Origin of the sequence: Streptomyces sp. NPDC052036 (assembly GCF_040680495.1) — a bacterium.
GTDB lineage: Bacteria > Actinomycetota > Actinomycetes > Streptomycetales > Streptomycetaceae > Streptomyces.
In genome coordinates, this window is sequence record NZ_JBFAWW010000001.1 from 446562 (window position 1) to 469421 (window position 22860).

18 protein-coding genes are annotated in these 22860 nt (G+C 72.9%); 6 read left to right on the plus strand and 12 right to left on the minus strand.

Annotated elements, in window-relative coordinates:
- Nucleotides 1-27: 27 nt before the first annotated feature.
- Together AB0L95_RS02190 and AB0L95_RS02195 are read right to left on the minus strand one after the other, a co-directional pair.
- Nucleotides 28-1344 (minus strand): copper amine oxidase, encoded by a 1317-nt coding sequence (locus AB0L95_RS02190; protein ID WP_365155481.1) that lies wholly within the window; start codon nt 1342-1344, stop codon nt 28-30.
- Nucleotides 1345-1478: 134 nt separating this feature from the next.
- Nucleotides 1479-2285 (minus strand): Tat pathway signal sequence domain protein, encoded by an 807-nt coding sequence (locus AB0L95_RS02195; protein ID WP_365155484.1) that lies wholly within the window; start codon nt 2283-2285, stop codon nt 1479-1481.
- 205 nt (nt 2286-2490) lie between these two features.
- Between AB0L95_RS02195 and glgX the strand changes: the two genes are divergently transcribed.
- Both glgX and treY read left to right on the plus strand, forming a co-directional pair.
- Nucleotides 2491-4602, plus strand: a complete 2112-nt coding sequence (gene glgX, locus AB0L95_RS02200) for a glycogen debranching protein GlgX (RefSeq protein WP_365155486.1) — start codon at nt 2491-2493, stop codon at nt 4600-4602.
- A gap of 69 nt (nt 4603-4671) precedes the next feature.
- Complete coding sequence (gene treY / locus AB0L95_RS02205) at nt 4672-7023, plus strand: malto-oligosyltrehalose synthase (protein ID WP_365155488.1); 2352 nt, start codon at nt 4672-4674, stop codon at nt 7021-7023.
- Between the two features lie 79 nt (nt 7024-7102).
- Here treY and AB0L95_RS02210 read toward each other — a convergent pair whose 3' ends face one another.
- The 3 genes from AB0L95_RS02210 to AB0L95_RS02220 all read right to left on the minus strand — a co-directional run bounded on the left by AB0L95_RS02210 (nt 7103) and on the right by AB0L95_RS02220 (nt 9685).
- Nucleotides 7103-7606, minus strand: coding sequence for an SSI family serine proteinase inhibitor (locus AB0L95_RS02210; RefSeq protein ID WP_365155491.1), 504 nt, complete (start codon nt 7604-7606; stop codon nt 7103-7105).
- The gene (locus AB0L95_RS02215; RefSeq protein WP_365155493.1) at nt 7603-8922 is read right to left on the minus strand and encodes a M14 family zinc carboxypeptidase; all 1320 of its coding nucleotides are present in this window, start codon (nt 8920-8922) and stop codon (nt 7603-7605) included. The genes AB0L95_RS02210 and AB0L95_RS02215 overlap by 4 nt, the downstream gene beginning before the upstream one ends.
- Before the next feature lie 211 nt (nt 8923-9133).
- Entirely contained in the window at nt 9134-9685 is a 552-nt protein-coding gene (locus AB0L95_RS02220; RefSeq protein ID WP_365155496.1) for a DUF1707 and FHA domain-containing protein, read from the minus strand.
- Nucleotides 9686-9857: 172 nt separating this feature from the next.
- Here AB0L95_RS02220 and treZ point away from each other — a divergent pair, with 172 nt between their 5' ends.
- Nucleotides 9858-11603, plus strand: a complete 1746-nt coding sequence (gene treZ, locus AB0L95_RS02225; protein ID WP_365155499.1) for a malto-oligosyltrehalose trehalohydrolase — start codon at nt 9858-9860, stop codon at nt 11601-11603.
- 51 nt (nt 11604-11654) lie between these two features.
- On the opposite strand, the gene AB0L95_RS02230 is transcribed toward treZ, so the two are convergent.
- The 4 genes from AB0L95_RS02230 to cyc2 form a co-directional block, all read right to left on the minus strand.
- Nucleotides 11655-12578 (minus strand): aminoglycoside phosphotransferase family protein, encoded by a 924-nt coding sequence (locus AB0L95_RS02230; protein ID WP_365155502.1) that lies wholly within the window; start codon nt 12576-12578, stop codon nt 11655-11657.
- A gap of 72 nt (nt 12579-12650) precedes the next feature.
- Nucleotides 12651-13796 carry an aminopeptidase P family protein gene (locus AB0L95_RS02235; protein WP_365155505.1) on the minus strand — a complete coding sequence of 382 codons (1146 nt, stop codon included), beginning with the start codon at nt 13794-13796 and terminating at the stop codon, nt 12651-12653.
- Between the two features lie 113 nt (nt 13797-13909).
- The gene (locus tag AB0L95_RS02240; RefSeq protein WP_365155508.1) at nt 13910-14524 is read right to left on the minus strand and encodes a PDZ domain-containing protein; all 615 of its coding nucleotides are present in this window, start codon (nt 14522-14524) and stop codon (nt 13910-13912) included.
- 49 nt (nt 14525-14573) lie between these two features.
- Entirely contained in the window at nt 14574-16742 is a 2169-nt protein-coding gene (cyc2, locus tag AB0L95_RS02245; RefSeq protein ID WP_365155510.1) for a germacradienol/geosmin synthase Cyc2, read from the minus strand.
- Between the two features lie 173 nt (nt 16743-16915).
- Here cyc2 and AB0L95_RS02250 point away from each other — a divergent pair, with 173 nt between their 5' ends.
- On the plus strand, nt 16916-17695 hold the full coding sequence (locus tag AB0L95_RS02250) for an alpha/beta hydrolase (RefSeq protein WP_365155513.1): 780 nt from the start codon (nt 16916-16918) through the stop codon (nt 17693-17695).
- On the plus strand, nt 17692-18954 hold the full coding sequence (locus AB0L95_RS02255; RefSeq protein ID WP_365155516.1) for a cytochrome P450: 1263 nt from the start codon (nt 17692-17694) through the stop codon (nt 18952-18954). Before AB0L95_RS02250 ends, AB0L95_RS02255 begins: the two co-directional genes overlap by 4 nt.
- Nucleotides 18955-18957: 3 nt before the next feature.
- Here AB0L95_RS02255 and AB0L95_RS02260 read toward each other — a convergent pair whose 3' ends face one another.
- Complete coding sequence (locus AB0L95_RS02260; RefSeq protein ID WP_365155519.1) at nt 18958-20106, minus strand: damage-control phosphatase ARMT1 family protein; 1149 nt, start codon at nt 20104-20106, stop codon at nt 18958-18960.
- Nucleotides 20099-20674: a hypothetical protein gene (locus AB0L95_RS02265; RefSeq protein ID WP_365155522.1), complete on the minus strand. Its 576-nt coding sequence runs from the start codon at nt 20672-20674 to the stop codon at nt 20099-20101. Before AB0L95_RS02265 ends, AB0L95_RS02260 begins: the two co-directional genes overlap by 8 nt.
- A gap of 167 nt (nt 20675-20841) precedes the next feature.
- On the opposite strand from AB0L95_RS02265, the gene AB0L95_RS02270 reads away from it, so the two are divergent.
- A complete protein-coding gene (locus AB0L95_RS02270; protein ID WP_365155525.1) occupies nt 20842-21768 on the plus strand; it encodes a lytic polysaccharide monooxygenase in 927 nt (308 codons plus the stop codon).
- Between the two features lie 63 nt (nt 21769-21831).
- Here AB0L95_RS02270 and AB0L95_RS02275 read toward each other — a convergent pair whose 3' ends face one another.
- Complete coding sequence (locus AB0L95_RS02275) at nt 21832-22488, minus strand: Tat pathway signal sequence domain protein (protein ID WP_365155527.1); 657 nt, start codon at nt 22486-22488, stop codon at nt 21832-21834.
- Nucleotides 22489-22860: the final 372 nt, after the last annotated feature.

Genomic DNA, 22860 nt, shown 5'->3' on the forward strand with positions numbered 1-22860 from the left:
ATGCAGCCGGATGCACAGGGTCGTTTCTCAACTACCGGGTTGTGTATGCCCGTTCTGGCCCGCCAGGGCCGGTGGCGTGAGGGGATTCATAGCCGTGACGTCGCGCGGAGCGATCGAGAAGCCCTGCCAGTGGACCGGCATCGGCTGCTGGTCCTCGTCACGCGCGATGTGATGGAAGCCGACATTCACCCACACCACCGGGTGAGTGAGCGTCTGTCCGTTGACCCACGTGTCCACCGACTTGCCCGCTCGGGCGCCGCAGTTGCCGAGGTTGTCACTGGCGAACTGCTCGCACCTGTTGTATTCGGTGAAGTAGACGTCGTGGCGGGTGAAGTCGTGCCCGAGGTACTTGGTGCTGGGGCCGGGGACGAGTTCGTACGACCGTGCGTGGCCGTCCTTGTTCTTGCCGGTGTCGCTGACGACCCGCCACCAGCGCATGTTCTGGGCGTCGCCGGCGAGTTCCTTGGTGATCTTCGTGCGTGTGGTCTTGTCGGTCGGCGCCTGGGCACCGTGGGCCGGCGGGCTGACCTGGGAGTCGTACTGCTCGACATGGTTCTTCGACGAGCCGTCGAGGCCGAAGTCGAGCCGCCAGAAGACGTTGTGGCTGTGGCTGGTGGCGTACGCCCTGGCGCCCTTGCCGATCGGCCAGCCGCGGCCGTCGCCCGCGTCGTAGTCGAACGGCGAGAGGCTGCCGGTCGCGCCGATGTTCATGTTGATCGTGCCGTCGTCCTGGAAGCGCCACTCGGTGATGTACTCGTACCAGCCGACCTTGTTGACGGTGTAGACCAGCAGGTCCTTGCCCTGGGCCTGGTAGACCTTGGTCCCGGTGTCGCTCTGCATGCGGTAGGCGTGGCCGCGTGAACGGGTCGTCGTGCACAGGCCGTTGACGCTGGGGTGCCGCGGGTCCACGGCGCCTGGCACCTTGACCGACTTGATGGTGCCGCCGGGACACTCGCCGGGCGTCATGGCGGACAGGCCCTGCGCGAAGCCGGCACCCGTCAGGTCGCTGTACTCGACCGAGCCGTCGTCGTAGGGCACGTCGATCTGGGCGAGCCGGGCGCTGTTGAGGACCTTGATCGGGCGGGCCTCCCCGGGCGGCTGGTAGGAGACGTGCTCCAGGACGAGGCCGGCGTAGGTGTCGTAGCGCCAGCACATCCGCCAGGTGGTGCCGGTGGAGAGCTTCTGCTCGATCCGGTACGCCGCACCGCACTCGGCGGCCGGCTGGGCCGCGGCCCGGGGCTGGGCGACGGCCGGTGCGGCCGCCGTGCCCCCGAAGGCCAGCCCGGCCGCCACGAGGCCGGTCAGGACCCGCCTGCGGGCGCGGCTGTTTCTGTTCACGCGCATGACGAAGAGACTCCTCTTGCACACATCGCACAAAGCGAGAAGGACAAAGCCGGAAAGATGAGAGATGAGGACGGCGAGACGGCGCGCCCGCGGTCCCGGAGGGCGTGCTGTCCGGTGCGCGGGGGACACGTGGCTCAGGCGAGCTTGCCGACCTTTCGGGCGCTCAGGTCGACCACGAAGGAACGGCTGTCGATCCAGGCACCGTTCGGGATCTTCGGGAAGAGCCGCACACAGCGGTGCCGGCCGCACTGGTCGAGGACGGCCGGCTGGGCTCCCGGGACCGCCCGGTAGACGATGCTGGTGAGCGTCAGCTGACCCGGGGAGGTGAGGTCCTTGCCGGTGGCGTCCTTGTAGTCGGCCCTCAGGCCCGCGCCGAGCGGGTCCGCGATCAGCAGTTCGGCCGCCTCGGCGTTCTCCTCGGGGCCGAGAGGCGGCTGTACTCCGTGCTGGGTACCGGTCCGCTCGACCTTCCCGGTGTCCAGGTTGACGGTCTTGGAGATGACGCTGTCGTCCTTGTAGTCGTAGAACGACACGTCCGCGCGGCGGGGCGCGTGGGGGTCGTCCAGGTGGTCCGGGTCCGGCTCGGCCACGTCCACGCTCAGCCGCTGGAGGCCCTTCTTCCCCTCGACGTCCTCGCCGGCCGCGAACTGCTGACGGGTCAGCGCGATGTCCTCGACGCGCTTGATCTCGTCGTCGGTCAGCGGGTCGTCGCCCGTGCCCTTCGTCCCCTCGGCCGGGGCCTGCTCGACGACGCCGGGCGCCGCCGCCTGCCCGCCCTGTCCCCCGCTCTGACGGGCGGCCACCGCGCCGCCCCGGCCTCCGGATTCCTCGGCCGACACCGAGCCCGGAAGCGTGATCCCGACCATCACTGCGGTCCCCGTCACCGCGATGGCCGTACCCGCCACCACCTTGCCCAGATGGCGGCGCACTATTCTGCGCACATTTCCCCCTGCTCCCCCTGTGTCACGGGAGTGGTTCGAGCCCCACTGGTTCGGCATACGCGGTCGCACGGGTGGCTGCGCCCTGACACGTATGCACTGGTCGGCTGATAAGAGGGGCGTAAGTCGTAGGGGGTTCCCGGACTTTCGGGGAAGACTCGGCCACAGGGCGCCCCTCGGGGCCAGGACAACTGGGAGAGTCGTATCCATGCAGGTCTGGCCTGGAGAGGCATATCCGCTCGGCGCCACGTATGACGGCGCAGGGACCAACTTCGCGGTCTTCTCGGAGACCGCCGACCGAATCGAGCTGTGTCTGCTGCACGACGACGGTTCGGAGACGGCGGTGGAACTGCGGGAGACCGACGCGTTCGTACGGCACGCGTATCTGCCCGGGGTGATGCCGGGGCAGCGGTACGGGTTCCGGGTGCACGGCCCGTACGCCCCCGAGCGCGGGCTGCGCTGCAACTCGGCGAAGCTGCTGCTCGACCCGTACGCGCGAGCCGTCAGCGGCTCGGTGACCTGGGGCGAGGAGGTGTACGGCTACCCCTTCGGCTCCCCCGACAAGCGCAACGACCTCGACTCGGCGCCCCACACCATGGCGTCCGTGGTGATCAACCCCTACTTCGACTGGGGCGACGACCGCCGGCCGCACACCGAGTACCACCGCACGGTGATCTACGAGGCCCATGTGAAGGGTCTGACGATGCGCCATCCGGCGCTGCCCGACGAACTGCGCGGCACCTACGCGGCGCTCGCCCATCCGGCCATCATCGAACACCTGACCGAGCTGGGCGTCACCGCACTGGAGCTGATGCCCGTACACCAGTTCGTCAACGATCACCGTCTGGTGGACATGGGCCTCGCCAACTATTGGGGCTACAACACCATCGGCTTCTTCGCCCCGCACAACGCCTACGCGTCCTGGGGCGACCGCGGCCAGCAGGTCCTGGAGTTCAAGTCGGCCGTCCGCGCGCTGCACGAGGCCGGCATCGAGGTCATCCTCGACGTCGTCTACAACCACACCGCCGAGGGCAACCACCTCGGCCCGACGCTCTCCTTCCGGGGCATCGACAACCCCTCGTACTACCGGCTGACGGACGATCCGCGCTACTACATGGACACGACCGGGACCGGCAACTCCCTGCTGATGCGCTCCCCGCACGTGCTCCAGCTGATCATGGACTCGCTGCGCTACTGGGTCACCGAGATGCATGTAGACGGCTTCCGCTTCGACCTGGCGGCGACGCTCGCCCGGCAGTTCCACGAGGTCGACCGGCTGTCGTCGTTCTTCGACCTGGTCCAGCAGGACCCGGTGGTCTCCCAGGTGAAGCTGATCGCCGAGCCCTGGGACGTGGGCGAGGGCGGCTACCAGGTGGGCAACTTCCCCGCCCTGTGGACCGAGTGGAACGGCAAGTACCGCGACACCGTACGGGACCTGTGGCGCGGCGAGCCCCGCACGCTCGCGGAGTTCGCCTCCCGGCTGACCGGCTCCTCGGACCTCTACCAGGACGACGGCCGCCGGCCGCTCGCCTCGATCAACTTCGTGACCTGTCACGACGGCTTCACGCTGCACGACCTCGTCGCGTACAACGACAAGCACAACGAGGCCAACGGCGAGGACAACCGCGACGGGGAGAGCTACAACCGGTCCTGGAACTGCGGGGCCGAGGGCGCGAGCGACGACCCGGCGGTGCTTGTGCTGCGGGACCGGCAGATGCGGAACTTCATCGCCACGCTGATGCTCTCCCAGGGCGTGCCGATGCTCAGCCACGGCGACGAGTACGCGCGGACCCAGCAGGGCAACAACAACGCCTACTGCCAGGACAACGAGCTGTCCTGGGTGGAGTGGCCCGAGGACGGCGGCGGGGAACTGCTGGAGTTCACGCGCGCGATGGTGTGGCTGCGCCGGGACCACCCGGTCTTCCGCCGGCGCCGGTTCTTCCACGGCCGCCCGGTGCAGGGCACCCACGACGAGCTGTCCGACATCGTCTGGTTCACCCCGCGGGGCGAGGAGATGACCCAGCGGGACTGGACGTCGGCGCAGGTGAGCGCGCTGACCGTGTTCCTGAACGGCAACGCGATCTCCGAACCCGGCGCGCGCGGCGAGCGGATCACGGACGACTCCTTCCTGCTGCTGTTCAACGCCTCGCCGAAGCCGCTGGAGTTCGTGGTGCCCGTCGACCACGGGCGTCAGTGGCAGGTGGTCGTCGACACCTCCGTCCCGGAGGGGGTGACGCGGGGCACCGGCGACAAGGTCGCGGCGGGGGGCCGGCTGACCCTGGTGGACCGGAGCCTGGTGGTGCTTCAGCGGCCCGCCTGAGCGAGCCGGGGCGGCACCCGACGGCGCGTTTCCGGCACGAAAGCCGGCGGGGCGGGTACGTAGGTCTGCATGACACCTGAGCGTCCCGCCCCGCCGGTGCCCACCGCCACCTACCGACTCCAACTGCAGCCGGAGTTCCCGTTCGGCGCGGCCGAGGCGGCCGTGCCCTATCTGGCCGCACTCGGCGTCTCGCATCTGCATCTGTCTCCCGTCCTGGAGGCCGTCCCCGGGTCGACGCACGGCTACGACGTCGTCGACCACGCGCGCGTACGGGAGGAACTCGGCGGCGAGGCGGGGCTGCGCGCCCTGGCCCGCACCGCCCGGGAGCACGGGCTGGGTCTGGTCGTGGACATCGTGCCCAACCACATGGCCGCCGCCCCGCGCCACAACCGTGCCCTCTGGGAGGTGCTGCGCGAGGGGCCCGGGTCGCCGTACGCGCGCTGGTTCGACATCGACTGGGAGGCGGGGCGCGGGCAACTCCTGCTGCCCGTGCTCGGGCGCCGGCTCGGCGAGGAGATGGGGCAGCTGAAGGTCGACGGGGACGTGCTGCGCTACCAGGACCAGGTGTTCCCGCTGCGCGAGGGCACCGGGACGCTGCCGCTGCCGCAGCTGCTCGACGCGCAGTGGTACCGCCCGGTGTGGTGGCGGCTGGCCCGGACCGAGCTGAACTACCGGCGGTTCTTCACCATCTCCGAGCTCATCGGGGTGCGTGTGGAGGACCCGGAGGTCTTCATCGCGACCCATGCGACGCTGCTACGACTGCTCGACGAGGGGGTGGTCGACGGTCTGCGCGTGGACCACCCGGACGGCCTGGCCGACCCGGAGGGGTATCTGCGCCGTCTGCACGAGGCCACCGGCGGGCGGTGGACCGTGGTGGAGAAGATCCTCGCCGCCCACGAGTGCCTGCCCGCCGCCTGGCCGGTCGCGGGCACCACCGGATACGACGCCCTGCACCGGGTGGACGGGCTGTTCACGGACCCGGCAGGCGCCGCGGATCTGCTCGGCCACTACCGGCGGTTCGCGGCCCCTCTGGGCGACCGCGGCGGGCACTGGGCGTCCACCGTGCGCCACGCCGCCCACCGGGTGGTCACCCATGAGCTGGCGGCCGAGGTGGACCGTCTCACCCGCCTGGCGAGCCGGCTGTGCGAGGCCTCCCCGGACCCTGCGCTGCACGACCACGCCCCCTGGGCGCTGCGCACCGCGCTGTGCGAACTCCTCGTCCGCCTGGAGGTGTACCGGCCGTACACCCCCGGGGACGCCGCCGCGGTCCTCACCGAGGAGGCCGCCGCCGAGGCCCGCGCGGCCTTCATCGTGCCCGAGGAGGCCCACGCGGTGACCGTCGTACGGGACCTGGTGCTGGGACGCGCCGGGGACGGGTCCCTCCACGCCGAGTTGCGGGCCCGGTTCGCCCAGACGGCGTCGGCACTGCGCGCCAAGTCCGTGGAGGACACGGCGTTCTACCGCTATGTGCCGCTGCTGTCCGCCGACGAGGTGGGCGGCGACCCCGGCGCCCCGGCCGTCGCCCCGGAGGACTTCCACGCGTACTGCGCGCGCGTGCAGCGCGAGTGGCCCGCCACCGGGACCGCGCTGTCGACGCACGACACCAAGCGCAGCGCGGACGTTCGGGCCGCCGTCTCCGTGCTCACCCAGTGCCCGGAGCGCTGGGCCGACGTGCTGGCCGAGGTGACCCGCGCGGGCGATCCCGGGCCCGACCCGCATCTGGCCTGGGTCGCCTGGCAGACGCTCTTCGGACTCGGACGGGCCGACCCGGAGCGCCTGGGCGGGGCGCTGCTGAAGCACGTACGGGAGGCGGGGCTGCACACCACCTGGACCGAGCAGGACCCGGCCTACGAGGAGGCCGTGGCGGCGTTCGTCGCCCAGGGACCCTGCGGCGCCCCGGGGCGGCTCGTGACGCAGGCGCGGGACGCGCTGGCGCCGCACATCCGGGCGAACGTCCTCGGGGCCGCGCTGGTCCAGCTGACGATGCCGGGCGTACCGGACGTCTACCAGGGCACGGAGGGCGAGTACCGGGCGCTGGTCGACCCGGACAACCGGCGGCCGTTCGCGCCGCGCACGGCGTCTTCGGAGAAGGCGGACCTGACCGGGGCCGCGCTGCGGCTGCGCGGGCGGCGCCCGGAGGTCTTCGGCGCGTCGGGCACGTACGCACCGCTCGAAGCCGAGGGGCCGGCCGCCGCGCACTGCGTGGCCTTCGTACGGTCCGGGGAGGTGCTCACGGCGGTCACCCGGCTGTCGCTGCGGCTCGCGGAGACCGGCGGCTGGCGCGACACGTCCCTCACCCTGCCGCCCGGCCGGTGGGCGGACGTGCTCGCCCCCGAGCGGCGGTTCGAGGGGCACACGCGCGTGGCGGAACTTTTCGCGCGGCTGCCGGTGGCGTTGCTGGAGCGGGTCACCGGGGAGTGAGGCCCGGCGTACGGCGCACCCCGTCCGGTGCCCCGCGCGCGTGCCGTGGTGGACGCCGGGCACGCGCGCGGGGTGCGGCTCAGTGCCGTACGCCCGAAGCTGCGTGGTGCGGGACGCCAGGGGCCGACCGGTGCGGTACGCCGCCCGGAGCGGACCGTTGCGCGATCGTGAACACCGCTCCGGTCCTCGCCTGGAGCTCGCACACGTTGGCGAAGGTGTGGCTGTACTCCACCGGGCGCTCGTCCCACTCACCGCGCGCGGTCACGGTGACGGGGGCGTAGAGCATCGGGCAGAACGAGTGGCCGCGCGGGATACGGCCGATGTCCCCCTGCGCCGCCTGGAGTTCCGCGCAGGCCTCGGCGGCGCGGGAGTGGCCCCGGGGCGGGTCGCACAGTAGCAGCGTGCCGTTGATCTCCCGGGACCGGTCGTCGCCGTCGGTGACGGTCAGATAGAGCCAGTTGCCGCCGGCCACCGGTCGGGGCGCGGCCTGGGCCGGCGTCATGGGGAGCAGGGCGGCCGCCGCGAGCAGGGCGGCCGCCGCGAGCAGGGCGCCGCGCAGGGCCAGGGTGGTCTTCGTCGTCATTCCCTATGCATCGGCACCGCGGCCTGCGGGCCCCAGCCGGACTCACCCGAACGGGAGCGCACGGGCGCCTCCCGCCCGGCCAGCTCGACGGCGGCGAGCACCACGCGCGTCTGGTACTCGGCCTGGCGGGCGACCGGGATCCAGCGCGTCCCGTAGCCGTCGCGATAGTCGGCGCACCAGTCGTCGATCAGCCCGTCGAGTTGTGGCAGCACCCCGGCCGCCTCGCGCCCGGCGGCCCTGGCGAGCTGGTGGAGCAGTCCGGCGGTGCGCAGCGCGACACGGCGCCCGGAGATGCCGAGGGCGGTCAGCCGGGCGGTGTCGAGCGCCGGCAGGGGCCGCCGGCCGGCGGCGTGGACGTCGGGGTCCCAGGAGTCCGCGAGTCCGGGGCCGACCAGTAAATAGTCGTCCACGGGGGCGAGCAGCCGGGCGGCGTCCGGGACGTCGGCCAGCCGGGGGCGGATCCGGTCCAGGAGTCCCGCCAGCAGCCGGGTGTCGTGGCGCAGGGTGGCGCTGACGGCGCGGAGCACCGCCTCGGGGTCCGGGGGCGGCGAGGCGTCCTCCACGGCCCTCACCCCCCACATGGGAGCCTCCACGACCGCCGTGACGGTGCCGTAGCGGTGCGGGTGGAACCAGGTCGACTCGACCGCGGCCTCCGTGATCGCCGCGGCCAGGTCGCCGCGCCGGGGCGGCGGGATGCGGTACACGGCGGGCCCGAGGGTCGGCCAGTACAGGGTGTCGTAGGGGCCGAGTTCGCGCGGGATGCCGAGCCGGGCCGCGCACTGGGCGACGCGCTGGGCCATGCCCGGCAGATCGTGGGTCAGCTCGACGAACCCGCCGCCGACGTCGACGCCGTGCAGGGAGCACTGGAAGAAGGGCCGCAACTGGTCCTGGAGGTCGAGCAGGGCACGGGTCTCGGGCAGGGCGGCGCGCTCCGCGCCGTCGGGCAGCCACTCGGGCTGCTCCAGGAAGCCGGGCCGGAAGAAGTTCCGGAAGTAGCGGCCCAGGGTGTACGGGCCCGACAGCCAGCCCTCGTTGCGGCGGGCGCCGTCGGGGTCGAGGCAGAGCAGCAGGTTCCAGGTGGTGTCGGCGCCCAGGCGGGGGTCGGCGAGCACCCGCTCGGCCAGGCGCAGGACGGTGGCCCCACCGACGGGTTCGTTGGCGTGGGGGCCGGCGACGACGAGGGTGTGGCGGTCTCCGTGGCCGACGGAGAGCAGCCACAGGGGCGTGCCGCCCCGGGAGGTGCCCACGCGGCGCAGCCTGGCGTCGCGGGGGCGGCGGGCGACGAGCGCGGCCGCGTGGGCCCCGAGTTCGTCCACGCTCGGATAGCGGAGGAGGGGCGACAGGGCACACCTCCACTGTGTGGTGCCGTCGGTTCACCTGATGTACACGGCGTACGCACAGTCAGTCACGGCCCGGGAGCTACGTCAACACCGCGGCGGGTACGCGCGCGGGGCGGGGCGCGGGGAGGGCACTCCGACGGCGGAACGGGGCCCGGCGGGGCGCGCTCCGGTGCGGCACGGTGGCCGGCTACTGCGCGGCCAGGCGGAAGGTCATCGATCCGAAGCTCACCTGGTCGCCGTCCCGGACGACCGCGGCGCCGATCACCCGGCGGCCGTTGACGGAGGTGCCATTGGTCGAGCCGAGGTCGCGCAGCACCCACAGCCCGCCCTGGTGCCGGAGTTCGGCGTGCACTCGGGAGACCGTCTCATGGCTGAGCCGGAGGCCGCTCGCGGGGTCACGGCCGATCCGCAGCGGATAGGGGTTGCCCGGCTGGGGCAGCAGCAGCTTCGGCAGCCGCTCGGCCTGCCAGGCCCGGCGCAGCCGCACGGTGAAGCCGGAGACCGCCTCGACGGCCCCGAAGACATGTCGCGACCAGTGCTTCTCGGAGGTCAGGTCGGCCGTGAGCGCGGCCAGTTCCCGCGGCTCCCGGGCGACCAGCGCCAGCTCCATCCGCCGCATGAACGTGTCGTGCGACAGACGTCCCAGGGCGACGCCGTCGCTGAGCACCTTCAGCGCCCTGTCGCGTTCGGCGTCCGACAGCCGCGCCGGGTACGTGTGGAACTCGAAGGACGACGTCACGGAGGTGATTGTCGGTCAGTCGGTCCGCACTGTCCAGGAGACGACAAAACGACCGCCGACGCCGTGGGGGTCCTTCGGGCGTGTCAAAAGGGCGGATCCGGCGGCCGATTGATCTCGTATGAAGCACGATGGACGCGCTACATCACGATGAGCAGACGAGGGGGAACCGTCCGTGCGGTTCGAGGTGTGGGCACCACAGGCAGCCCGGGTGACGCTCCGTTGCGGTGACGTCACGCGCGCGTTGGCGCGCGATCCGGAGCGGTCGGGGTGGTGGACCGGTGAGGCGGAGGCCGGGGACGGCACCCGGTACGGGTTCGCGGTGGACGACGGCCCGGTGCTGCCCGATCCGCGGTCGCGCCGCCAGCCGGACGGCCCGGACGGGCTGAGCGCGGTGGTCGACCAGGGGCGGTACGACTGGCGCACCCGATGGGCGGGGCGCGGACTGCCCGGAGCGGTGCTGTACGAGCTGCACGTGGGGACGTACACCCGCGAGGGCACGCTGGACGCGGCGGCGCAGCGGCTGGAACACCTGGTGGAACTGGGCGTCACTCATGTCGAGTTGCTGCCGCTGTGCCCGTTCCCAGGCCGGCACGGCTGGGGGTACGAGGGCGTCAGTCTCTGGGCGGTGCACGAGCCGTACGGCGGGCCCGAGGCGCTGAAACGGTTCGTCGACCGGGCCCATGAACTCGGCCTCGGGGTGGTGCTGGACGTGGTCCACAACCATCTCGGCCCCTCCGGCAACCACCTGCCCGCGTTCGGGCCGTACTTCACGGAGACGTATCACACGCCCTGGGGCGCCGCGGTGAACCTGGACGCGCCGGGCTCGGACGAGGTGCGCGCGTATCTGATCGGCAGCGCGCTGGCCTGGCTGCGCGACTACCGGCTCGACGGGCTGCGCCTGGACGCGGTGCACGCGCTCCACGACACCCGCGCGCTGCACTTCCTGGAGGAGCTGTCGTCGGAGGTGGACACGCTGGCCGCCGAGACCGGCCGGCCGCTGTTCCTGGTCGCCGAGTCGGACCTCGGCGACCCCCGGGTCATCACCCCGCGCAGGGAGCACGGGCTCGGGCTGCACGCCCAGTGGAACGACGACTTCCATCACGCGCTGCACACCGCGCTGACCGGTGAGTCCCAGGGCTACTACGAGGACTTCGCCCGGGCGCCCCTCGCGGCCCTCGCCAAGACCCTGACGAGCGGCTTCTTCCACGACGGCACCTACTCGACGTTCCGCGGCCGGCGGCACGGACGCCCGCTGGACCGTACGCGGCTGTCCGCCCACCGTCTGCTCGGCTACGCCCAGACCCACGACCAGATCGGCAACCGCGCCCTCGGGGACCGGCTCCCCGCGTCCCTCTCCCCCGGGCTGCTGGCGTGCGCGGCGGCGCTGGTGCTCACCGCCCCGTTCACCCCGATGCTGTTCATGGGCGAGGAGTGGGCCGCGGGGACGCCCTGGCAGTTCTTCACCGACCACACCGATCCCGGACTGGCCAAGGCCGTACGGCAGGGCAGACGCCGGGAGTTCGCGGCCCATGGCTGGGCGGAGGAGGATGTGCCGGACCCCCAGGACCCGGCGACCCGCGACCGCTCCTGCCTCGACTGGTCCGAGCCGGCGAGCGAGCCCCACGCGCGCGTGCTCGCCTGGTACCGCGAGCTGATCGCCCTGCGCCGCACCCAGTCCGATCTGATGGATCCCGACCTGGAGGGTGTGAAGGTCGCCTACGACGAGGACGCCCGCTGGTTCGCCTTCCGTCGCGGCGATGTACGGGTCGCCGTGAACCTCGCCGAGGAACCCGCGCGGATCCATCTCGGTCTGCCGCACGCGCGCGTACTGGCCGCGTGGGAGCCCGTGCAGCCGCCGGACGAGGAGGGGGTGCTGCATCTGCCCGCCGAGTCGTGCGTGGTGCTGACGCAGGGGTGACGAGGCGTCGGGGCCCCGGGGGCGCGCCGGGCGGCCGGGCGCCCGGGGTCCCTACGGGGCGTCGTCGTCCGGCAGTTCGGTGATCCGCTCCAGCAGGATCGCCTCCCAGGCGCGTCGCAGCCGTGCGCGCAGAACCGGCGGCGAGGTGCGGTCGCGGCCCTGGAGTCCGTCGGCGAGACGGGTGAGCGTGTCGCAGCGGGCGAGCCACAGACCGCGCAGACAGGGGCGGGCGCCGTAGCCCGCGAGGGTCGCGGCGCGCACCGCCGCGGGCGCTCCGACGGCGACCGCCAGGGAGGCGATGTCCTCGGCCGGGTCGCCGACGACTGCCTCGGCCCAGCCGAGGACACCGCGCACCCGCCCCTCGCCGCTCACCACGAGGTGGTCGCCGCTGAGGTTGTGGTGGACCAGGACGGCGGCGCCGGGCTGGGGCACCAGCTGGCGGCCGGCGGGCGCGGTGAGCTGGGCGAGGCGCGCGGGGTCGAACTCGTCGTCCTCGGCGAGGCGGTCGGCGGCGGTCGCGGCGGCGGCCCGGAGCGCCTCCAGGGAGCGGGGCGCGACCCGGGGCACGCCGAGGGACTCGGCCTGCCGTACGGGTACCTCGCGCAACCCGGTGAGCAGCGTCGCGAGGTCCGCCTCGCCGAGCGCGGAGACGTCCGGTGCCTCGCCGGTGGTGCCGGGCAGCCGGGTGTCGAGGGTGTAGCCGAGGCCGGCGGCCCACTCTCCGTGCGCGACACTCGTCGGCACGGCGACCCCGGTGTGCGGGCGCACCAGGGCGCGCACCCGCAGTTCGCGCCGCTGGCGCGCGGAGGCGTCGCGGTCGGTGGCCAGCCGCAGCACATGGCGGGTGCCGACCCACCAGGCGGAGTGTCCCGGGCCCTCCGCGGCGGGTGTCACCTCCGGTCCGCCCTGGTCGGGGAGCAGGGTGCGGACCAGTCGGCGGACCGTCTCCGCCGTCGGTGTCGGTGCCTGGGTCATGATCGCGCCGTTGTCGTCTCGGGGGCGTGCTTGCTGGGGACTCCTGGTGCCGGGGCGGCCGGCCCCTTTCCGTTAGTCGACCAACGCCATCTCCCGGGGAGTGTCGTTGAGGCGGCGTCCGCCGTTCTCGGTCACCGTCACGATGTCCTCGATCCGGACGCCGAAGCGGCCGGGCAGATAGATGCCGGGCTCCACGGAGAAGCACATGCCGGGGACGAGGGGCTGTTCCTCGCCCTCGATCATGTACGGCGGCTCGTGGGTGGTGACGCCGATGCCGTGCCCGGTGCGGTGGATGAAGTGCTCGCCGTACCCGGCGTCGGCGATGACCGCGCGGGCCGCACGGTCCACGTCCTGGCAGGCGGCACCCGGCCGGACCGCGCGGAAGCCCGCCTCCTGAGCCGCGCGCACCAGGTCGTGCACCGTGCGCTCCTCGTCGGTCGGCTCGCCCACGTGGACGGTGCGGGAGGTGTCCGAGCCGTAGCCGTGCTTGAGGCCGCCGAAGTCGAGGACGACCATGTCGCTACGCTCGATGACGCGCTCGCCGGCCTCGTGGTGCGGGTTGGCGCCGTTGGGGCCGGAGGCGACGATGGTGAAGTCGACCTGTGTGTGCCCGAACTGCCGCAGCAGATCGGCGAGATCCGCGGCGACCTCCCGCTCCCGGCGTCCCGCGAAGGGGACCTTCCGGATCTCCTCGTAGGCCGCGTCCGCGGCGGCCCCGGCGGCGGCCAGCCGGTCGAGTTCCGCGGCGTCCTTGACGGCCCGCAGCATCGGCAGGGCGCGGGTGAGGGCGATGTGTCCGGCGTCGGGGAGGCGCTCGCGCAGGCCGAGCAGATGCAGGGCCCAGGCGTTGTCGCTGATGCCGTAGCGGCCGTCGGGTCGCAGCAGGCCCGCGGCGGCCTCGTACGGGTCGTGACCGTCGGTCCAGTCGCGCAACGTGAGCGCGGGCGCGCCGGCCGCCTCCGCCGCGTCGGGCGCCTCCAGGGTGGGCACGACGAGAACGGGGTCGTGTCCGGCCCGCAGCACCAGCAGGGTGAGGCGCTCGGTCTCCACCGGCCGGTACCCGGTCAGCCACACCAGGTCGGGTCCGGGCGCGATCAGCAGCCCGGCGAGCCCGGCCGCGTCGGCGGCCTGCGCGGCGCGCCGCATCCGGGCCGCGTAGTCGCCGGCGGTGAAGGGCGCGGGTCCGTCTGTGTCGGGGTGCGCGGGCGTGCCGGTCATCCTTGTCCTCCGCGGGTCCGGATCTCCCAGGGTCTACGGGCAGCATCCTGCCCTTCCCCCGGGGCGGATGCGAGCCCATTGCGACCATGGCGGCCGTGCGGCGGCGGTACGGCTCAGGTGAGGACGCCGGGTGTCGCGGTCAGGTGGGCACGACTGCCGTCGGGACGGCGGACGGTGAGGGTGACGGCGGTGCCGGGGCGGACGGCGGCGATCGCCCTCGCGAGGTCGGCGGCCGAGCCCAGCCGCGTCCCGTCGAGGGCGAGCAGGACATCGCCGCGCGCGAGCCCTGCCGAGTGGCCGGCACTCGGGACCTGCACGCCGACCAGCAGGGCACCGCCGGACGCGGCGTCGACGGCCTCGACGCCGAGCGTGGCCCTGGAGGGCGCCGGTGCGGGGCCTCCGCCGCGGGCCGCGGCGGAGGCGGTGTGCGCCGGGGCGTGCCCAGTGCCCCGCGACCGGCCGCCGGCGGCCGAGGGTGTGAACCGCCCGGACGCCGCCGCATGCCGCTTCATCTGTGCGAACCGGCTCATGCCGGTCACCGTGGCGCCCACCGTGCCGAGCCCCACCCCGGACAGCACCATGAGCGTCCCGACGACCAGGGCGCACAGCAGGGGCACCAGACTTCCGCCCCGGCGGGCAGGGGGCGGACGCCCTGCGGGGCCGGACGGGCTCCCCTCGCCGGTGTTCCGGCCCGCCGCCGGGTCGGGGCGCGACGCGGCCTGGTCCATGGATCGCCTCCCGTTCCTACCGCCTCGGTTCTGCCCGGCACGCACGTGGTCAGCGGGGCACCCGCTCGGGCCGCAGGCCGACGGCCGAGGCCAGGTCCGGGACGAAGCCGTGGATGCGCCGGGCCAGGTCGGCGGCGCCGTAACGGCGGCAGCCGCGGTGCCAGTTCAGGATGCCTGACATGTAGTTCTGCAGTTCCACGACATAGCCGTCCATGACGGCCCTGGCCTTCTTCGAGAGGTCGAAGTCGTCGTAGAGGACGGTGAGTTCGCGCTCGGCGACATGCTGGAACTGCCGCATGCGCTGGGTCATCAGGTCGCCCACGATCCGCACGGCCGTCGGGTAGTCGCAGCCGAAGAAGTTCTGCACGACGAGCACGGCGTTGTGGATCTCGCCCTCGTACTGGATCTCCTTCTGGTACGAGAAGACGTCGTTGATCAGCATCGCGTAGTCGATGGCCGCGTTCTCCAGGGCGCGGACCGTGCCGCTGCGGTACACCTCGGGCGGCACCTCGGGGCCGTGGCCCATACGGCACAGGTTCTTGGTGAGGTCGGCGCCGAAGGTCGCCCGGCGCATCTCCAGATAGTCCACGGGGTCCGGGATGCGGTTCTGAAGCTGGTTGGACAGCTCCCACAGCCAGCTCTCGGTCATCGTGTCCACGGCGGCGCGCAGGGTGCTTCGCTGGTCGAGGGTCATACCGGCGGTGGTGCACGCCCACAGGTCGATCAGACCGCGCTCCAGGCCGCTCGCCGCCACCGGGGGATCCTCCCCGTCGAGCGGCATGCACGACGACAGCCGCGCGGTGCACGCCCGCGCCGCCGCGAGGTCGCGCCGGAGACCGAAGACCAGCGGGTAGTAGTCGTCGCCGTAGGTGCCCCAGGCGAGCCACCGGGAGCTGAGGTCCAACGCCTCGGGGGTCGCGTCCGGGTCCAGGCCGGCCGCGCACAGCGGAAGGTCGTAGGCGAGGAGTTTGTCCTCGTCCCAGACGCCCTCCCGGAGGATGCCGGTCCGGTGCGCCCAGGGGGTGAGTCTGCTGCGGGCCCCGTCCAGATGGGGGCTGAGTTCCAGCTCGTAGGGCATGTGGAAGTCGGGGAGCAGGGAGGGCCCCACCCGCTGGAAGGGAACATGGGTGTAGGCGCGCATCCTCGCCGCCCCCACGTCGGCGAGCAGGGCGCGTACGTCGGCGGCGGACATGCCGGGGCCGGTCGGTCCGGGGCGCTGCCCGGTGCGGACCTCCTTGTTCATGTAGCGGCTGGACCTCATGTGCCATTCGTGGCCGCCGGACTGCCAGTCCTGAAGTCCCTTCGCGTACGCGCCGATCGCGGCGACCTCGTCCGGGGTGAGTCCCTGGTCCAGGGCGAGGGCGGGCACCTCGGTGAGCGCGGTGTGCTCGAACTGGTGCAGCCGTGAGGTGAGGATGTCGTTGACGGTCTCCGCCGCCTCCTGCGTGGTGCAGCCGAAGAAGGTCTCCAGGACGAGGACGCCGTTGCTGAGTTCGCCCTCCTCCTCGACCTCGCGCTGGTAGGAGAACAGGTCGTTGCGCAGATGGACGCCGTCGGAGAAGGTCTCCATGAGCACGCGCAGCGGGCGTGACTCGGCCACGGCGGCGGGCACTTCGGCGGTAGCGAACTCGACCAGGCCCGCGGACCAGGGCGCGCCGCCGACCTTGCGGCGCATCTCGATGTACTCGACGGGGTTGGCGATCCGTCCTTCGTTGATGTTGGACAGCTCCCACAGCGACTCGTTGAGCAGGTGCTCGGTCGCGACCGCGAACCGGCGCCGCCAGTCCGGGGACATGGACGGCACGGTACGCGCCCACAGGTCGGCGAGTCCCGCCTCGACGGGGTTCTCCGGCTCGGGTACGGGGGTCGCCGGGTCCGTGGGCATGAACAGCGGCAGCCGGTCCAGGTGGGCCTTGCCGGCGTCGCGGTCCTGGGTGCGTTTGTAGGCCTCCAGGAAGTGGTCGTCGAAGAAGAACACCCAGACGTACCAGTCGGTGATGAGGGAGAGGGCCGGGCCGTCGCAGTCGGGGTGGGTGTACGCGCACAGCAGCCCGTAGTCGTGCGCTTCGAGGTCGGTCTGCTCCCAGATGCCGGAGCCCTCCAGCATGCCCATGGCGCGGGCCCATTCCGTGGAGTGGGCCCTCGCCTCGTCGAGATGCGGATTGAGCCGCGCGGGATACGGCATGTAGAAGTGCGGGAGTTGGAACGGCTGCGTCATGGCCCGGCACTACCCGGGGGCCCAGCGGGCCATCCGTGTGGCGGGATGTGATCACACCATCGCGTGAATCGGGAGCACGGGCGCCTTCGAGGGCCCGGGCCCCGCGGGCATTCCGGCGCACGGGGACGTCACGCCCCCTTGCCGCCTCTTCTCCCCGGGGCCACGGTAAGCGCATGACCTCCTTCGTGCTGCCTCATGAAGTGCACGGCGACGGCGCCCACAAGGTGTTCGCGGTGCACGGCTGGTTCGCCGACCGGTCCGCGTACGCGACGGTGCTGCCGGATCTCGACCGCGCCGCCTTCACCTACGCCCTGGTGGATCTGCGCGGGTACGGGGCGGCGCGGGACGCCTCCGGCGCGTTCGGCACCGCCGAGGCCGCCGCCGACCTCCTGGCGCTGGCGGACCGGCTGGGCTGGAACCGGTTCTCGGTGATCGGGCACTCGATGGGCGGCGCGGTCGCACAGCGGCTGCTCGCGCTCGCCCCCGACCGTCTGCGCAGGATCGTCGGTGTCTCGCCCGTCCCGGCGTCGGGGATGGCGCTGCCCGCTGACCAGTGGAGGCTGTTCGCGGGGGCCGCCCACCGGCCGGCGAACCGGCGCGTCATCCTCGATGTCACCACCGGCGGCCGGGCCCCGGCCGCCTGGCTGGACCGTATGGTCGCGCGGTCGCTGGCGCACAGCGACGCGACCGCGTTCCGGGCCTGGCTGGACTCCTGGGCCCGGGAGGACTTCCACTCCGAGGTCAAGGGGGCGACGGTGCCCGCGCTGGCTGTCACGGGCGCGCTCGACCCGGCGCTGACGACGGGGCTGCTGCGCGAGACCTGGCTGCGCTGGTATCCCGGCGGCTCACTGGTGGAACTGCCGTCGGCCGGCCACTACGCGATGGACGAGGCGCCCCTCGATCTGATCCGCACGGTGGAGGACTTCCTGCGGGCCGAGGACACCTCGGCGTGAACGTACGACAGGCGCCGCCCGTCCCCGATGTCTTCGACCCGCGGCGGTACACCGACGGGGTGCCCCACGCGGCGTACCGGATCCTGCGCGACCACCATCCCGTCGCCTGGCAGGAGGAATCCGAGGTGCTCGGCTGGCCGGCGGGGCCCGGCTTCTGGGCGGTGACCCGGCATGCGGATGTGGTGCGCGTACTGAAGGACTCGGCGACGTACTCCTCGTATCTCGGTGCCACCCAGATCCGTGACCCCGATCCGGCGGATCTGCCGTTCATCCGGCGGATGATGCTCAATCAGGATCCGCCCGCACAGGGGCGGTTGAGGCGTCTGGTGAGCCGTGCGTTCACACCGCGCCGCATCGACCGTTTCGCGACGGTCGCGCAGGCCCGGGCGCGGGCCCTGTTCGTCGGGGCGGTGGAGGCGGCGCGGGCCGGTGACGGCACCTGTGACGTCGTCGCCGCCGTCACCGACGACTACGCCGTCCGCAACCTCGGCGACCTGCTCGGGGTGCCGGAGTCCGACCGGGGACTGCTGCTGCGCTGGACCCAGCGGGTGATCGGCTACCAGGACCCGGACGAGGCGGGCGAGGCACGGCTCGACGCCGGCGGCCGGCCCGTGGATCCGCGCTCGCCGGCCGCCCTGCGGGACATGTTCGGGTATGCGCAGGAGCTGGCCGCCCACAAGCGGGAGCACCCGGCCGACGACATCATGACCACGCTCGCCACGGACCCCGAACTCACCGGCCCCGAGCTGGAGATGTTCTTCTTCCTGCTGACCATCGCCGGCAACGACACGGTCCGCTCCGCGGCCCCCGGCGGACTGCTGGCGCTGGCCGAGCATCCGGGGGCGTACGGCGCGGTGCGGGAGCACCCCGGCCGGCTGCCGCTCGCCGTCGAGGAACTGCTGCGCTGGCATCCGCCCGTGCTCAGTTTCCGGCGGACCGCCGCCCGCGACACCGAACTGGGCGGGCGGCGCATCCGCGCGGGCGACAAGGTGGTCGTCTTCCACGCCTCCGCCAACCGGGACGAGCGTGTCTTCGCCGCGCCGGACCGGCTCGACCCGTTCCGGACGCCGAACCCGCACGTCTCCTTCGGGGACGGTCCGCATGTGTGCCTGGGCGCGCACTTCGCCCGGCTCCAGTTGCGGGTGCTCTACGGGGAGGCGCTGCGCGCCCTGCCCGCGCCGCGCCTGGCCGCGCCGCCGGAGCGGCTCGTCTCCAATTTCATCAACGGCATCAAGTCGCTTGTTTTGCAGCTCACTTGACGGTCACGGTCGGACCTGGACCAGGGCGTGTGTGCCGTTGGTGCGCCACCGCTGCCCTTCGGCGGCGACCAGGGCGGCCTCCGTGGCCGCGTCCAGGCCGACGATCACGTCGGACTTCAGGGTGCGCAGGGCCGCCACGGGGCCGGGGAAGTAGGCGGTGACGTCCGCGAACGAGGTCGTCGGAGGATAGAGCCGGTCGCCCACCAGGCGGCGGTAGTTGAGGTCGCCCTTGAAGACGGTCAGGTCCGCCGCGGCGAACTGGATGCGCAGATCCTCCGGCATGTCCGCGTACGGCAGCGGGGCGCAGGAGAAGGGGTGCGCCCTGACCTCGATACGACCGTCGGCGAGCGCGGCCCACAGCCGCTCCCCGGCGTCGGCGGCCGCGCCCTGGGCGGCGGTCAGCCGGCGTACCGCGTCCACGACATCGGCCGTCGTGGCGTCGGAGATGTAGTAGGGGTACGGCTTCACCTGCAGCAGCGCCCGCCGGGCCTGCCCGTGGCGCAGCAGATGATCGAGGAGCAGCAGGTCCGGGATCAGTTCCCGGCCCGCGTTGTCGGCGACCAGGCAGACGGTGTCGGCGGGCAGCAGCGACCAGAGCGCCTCGCTGTCGTCGGCGACGAGCTGCGAGACCGCCGCGGTGGCGCCGGGTGCGGAGAGCCGGAAGCCGAGGTCCGCGCGGTTGCCCCAGAGCGAGCCGTGGAGCAGGGCCCTGGCCTGCTCCTGTTCGGGCCGTCCCGTCAGCCGGTCGAGCGCCGCCAGTTCCTCGTCCGTCTCCGGTGCGTCGAGTTCGGCGAGCTTGAAGGGGCGGAAGGGGTCGATGCCCTGCCAGGGGCCGGGGCCGAAGTAGCCGACGGCCTGGAGGAGTTGGCGGTAGAAGTAGCTCTCGGACCACAGGAAGGGGACCTCGAACCAGGAGCGGCCGAGGTACCGGCGGGCGCCCCAGGCCATCCAGTGCTCGTCGTCGTCCGTGCCGAGCGGTTCGATGACGCCCTCGGTGGCGCTGGTGAGCAGCGCGTCGAGCGCCCGCCGCTGACCGGGGCCGTAGGGGAAGGCGTCCCGTACCGCGCGGATGAGGGCGGGGTGGCGCGCGGCGAGCACACCGTGCGCGAAGGAGGCCGGATCGTCGGCGAGGATGACGGGAGCGTCAGGCATGGTCGGGGCTTCCTCCAGGGCCGGCCGGGACGCCGGGCGGCAGCTTCACGTCCGCGAACTGTTCCTCGAGCTGCTGTCCGTAGCCGGCCTCGGTCCACACCAGCTTCTTGAACTGCTCCGGCGTCAGCCGACCCTGCCATGGAGTGCCGCCGGGGCAGAACACCGACGCGCATCCGGCGCAGTAGTACGCCGATCGCCACAACATGTCGGCGTGGGGCGCGGCCGCCGCCACGAGGGCCCGCTCGCGGGCCTCGCTCCGGACCACGAAGACCGTGCCGATGAACACCAGCACGGCGAGCAGGGTGCCGCCCGCGGTGTAGAGCGGTTTGTGGCCGTGGAAGCCCTCGTAGGCGAGGGCGACGCCGACTCCGGCCATCAGCATGCCCTCCGCGAAGTGCAGCAGGCTGTCGGACCGCGAGGGCACGTCCGGCGACCGCGCCAGCCGGTCGGCCAGGCCCTCGCGCCGGGCCTCCTGGTCGGCGCAGACCTCCGGTACCGCCCGCGCCCCGGCCGAGTCGCAGCCCGGACATATCACCTCGACCGCCCCTGGGGCGCTCTCCGTTCCCATGGCCCTACGCTACGGCCTCCGTCGGCCGGCTCCGACCGGTCGCGGTGCGGGCGCTCCGGCCGGCGCTCGTCACGGGCGGGGCGCCGGCAACGGGGGTGAACGCGCGTCGCCGTTTCCCCGTACCTCTTCGTACGCACCTGCCGGACCCGATGCGCTGGAGAGACCGGATGACCGCACCCCGCACCGCCGCCGCGGCCGCCGTCGCCGTGGCGGTCACGCTGCTGCCGGCGACCCCGGCCTTCGCCCACGGCGCACCCACGGACCCGGTCAGCCGGGTCTTCGCGTGCTCGCCCGAGGGCGGCGGACGGCAGAGCACTGCCGCGTGCCGGGCGGCGATCACGGCGAACGGCGCGCCGTTCACGGCCTGGGACAACCTGCGGGTGGCGGATGTGAACGGCAGAGACCGGCAGGTGATCCCGGACGGCCGGCTGTGCAGCGGCGGACTGCCCGCCTACCGGGGCCTCGACCTGGCACGCGCCGACTGGCCCTCGACCCGGCTCACGCCCGGAGCCGCACTGACGATGACGTACAGCTCGACGATCCCGCACACGGGCACGTTCGAGATGTATCTGACGAAGCAGGGGTACGACCCCACCAAGCCGATGGCCTGGTCCGATCTCCCCGCCAAGCCGTTCGCCGAGGTCAAGGACCCGCCGCTGCGGAAGGGCGGGTACCGGATCAAGGCGACGCTCCCGGGGGACCGTTCGGGACACCACGTCCTCTACACGATCTGGCGGAACACGAGCACGACCGACACCTACTACTCGTGCTCGGACGTGGTCTTCCCGGCATCGGGCGCCGCGGGCGCCTCGAAGGCCGAAGAGAAGAAGGGCCCGTCCGGCACATCCCACACATCCGCCACGCCCGGCACACCCAGTCCGTCCCGGACGCCGGGCACGCCCGGCACGTCCCGGGCGCCCGCGCCGTCCCCCGACGAACCGGCGGCCACCGTGTCCGGGGCTCCGGCGGCGGCCACCGTGCCCCGTGACGGAGGCGGCGGCCCCTCGATGCCGCTGCTCGCGGGCGGTGGCGCCGTGGTGCTCGCGGCGCTCGCCGGGGGCGCCACGCTGATGCTGCGCCGCCGACGCGGGTGAGACGACCGCACGGACCGCCTCCGGTCCCGCACGGACCGGAGGCGGTCCGGGAGTTCCGAGCGGTCAGTTGACGGTGACCGCCGGGCTCCCCGACTGGCTGGTGTCGGTGACCGGGGCGTACTTCGCCGTGAAGTAGCCGTTCGCGAAGCACAGGGACGAGCCCGAGGACTTCGTGAACTGCTGGTTGGTGAAGGCGAGGCTGTTGTCGGCGTTGTCCGTCTTGCCGGTCAGGCCGGCGGCCTGGTAGACGCAGGTGATCGAGCCGAGCAGGGTGCGCAGCTTGACCGTGGTCTGGATGGTGGAGCCGGCGGCCGGGGTGACGTCGACCGTACCGTCGGAGGCAACCGCCGTGGTGTACGGCAGGTTGTCGACCGTGATGCTGGTGACACCCAGGACACCGGTGACATTGCTGGTGCAGCTGCTGCTGGTGAAGGTGTGGCCGCTCAGCGACTCCGTGGCGGTGCCGGGCGCGGCGGGGTTGTCGGTGACGGTGGCGGTGAACGCGGACGAGGTGCAGGAGACGCCGCTGGTGCCGGTGGCGCTGGAGTAGAGCGTGGCGGTGGTGCCGCCGGCCAGCGAGGCGTTGAGCACGTCGCCGACGGCGACGGCGGTGCCCCCGGCGGTGAGCACCGCGCTGTCCGCGGAGGCGGGGGCGGCCGCGGCCACGGCGAGCGCCGCGGCGGCGCCGGTGAGGGCGAGGAGGGATCGAGTCGTACGCATGGGGGGTGCCTCTTCTCCGAAACGGGGAGCTGTGCGGGTGATGGGTGCCGCTGCCGGCCCGGTACGCCTTCTCCGTACGCGCCGGGCCGGCGGCGACCGTCGGCCACCGGCACGGACCGCAGCAGGGGTGAGCGGCCGTGCCGGAGTCACGGGGAAGAAAGAGCGGATCGCCGTCGGAAGGCGAAGGGATCCGTGCGTCGCACCGCGCGGAAGGGGGGTGTCGCGGGCGTTCCGGGCGGACGGGGCCGGGAGAGCGACATGCGCGGTGCCACGGATCCGGCGCCACGGACCCGTGGGAAACAGTCGAATTTGTAAACCTGATGGAGCGTCAACGTCAAGAGGACGTACGGAAGTTGACGCCTGGTGCGGCTA

Excerpts from the sequence above, each read along its gene's own strand:
- glgX (WP_365155486.1), top strand. The coding sequence starts at position 2,491 with ATGCAGGTCTGGCCTGGAGAGGCATATCCGCTCGGCGCCACGTATGAC.
- AB0L95_RS02250 (WP_365155513.1), top strand. The coding sequence starts at position 16,916 with ATGACCTCCTTCGTGCTGCCTCATGAAGTGCACGGCGACGGCGCCCAC.
- AB0L95_RS02190 (WP_365155481.1), bottom strand. The coding sequence starts at position 1,344 with ATGCGCGTGAACAGAAACAGCCGCGCCCGCAGGCGGGTCCTGACCGGC.
- AB0L95_RS02260 (WP_365155519.1), bottom strand. The coding sequence starts at position 20,106 with ATGCCTGACGCTCCCGTCATCCTCGCCGACGATCCGGCCTCCTTCGCG.
- AB0L95_RS02265 (WP_365155522.1), bottom strand. The coding sequence starts at position 20,674 with ATGGGAACGGAGAGCGCCCCAGGGGCGGTCGAGGTGATATGTCCGGGC.
- AB0L95_RS02210 (WP_365155491.1), bottom strand. The coding sequence starts at position 7,606 with ATGACGACGAAGACCACCCTGGCCCTGCGCGGCGCCCTGCTCGCGGCG.
- AB0L95_RS02230 (WP_365155502.1), bottom strand. The coding sequence starts at position 12,578 with ATGACCCAGGCACCGACACCGACGGCGGAGACGGTCCGCCGACTGGTC.
- AB0L95_RS02270 (WP_365155525.1), top strand. The coding sequence starts at position 20,842 with ATGACCGCACCCCGCACCGCCGCCGCGGCCGCCGTCGCCGTGGCGGTC.
- treY (WP_365155488.1), top strand. The coding sequence starts at position 4,672 with ATGACACCTGAGCGTCCCGCCCCGCCGGTGCCCACCGCCACCTACCGA.
- cyc2 (WP_365155510.1), bottom strand. The coding sequence starts at position 16,742 with ATGACGCAGCCGTTCCAACTCCCGCACTTCTACATGCCGTATCCCGCG.
- AB0L95_RS02235 (WP_365155505.1), bottom strand. The coding sequence starts at position 13,796 with ATGACCGGCACGCCCGCGCACCCCGACACAGACGGACCCGCGCCCTTC.
- AB0L95_RS02240 (WP_365155508.1), bottom strand. The coding sequence starts at position 14,524 with ATGGACCAGGCCGCGTCGCGCCCCGACCCGGCGGCGGGCCGGAACACC.
- AB0L95_RS02275 (WP_365155527.1), bottom strand. The coding sequence starts at position 22,488 with ATGCGTACGACTCGATCCCTCCTCGCCCTCACCGGCGCCGCCGCGGCG.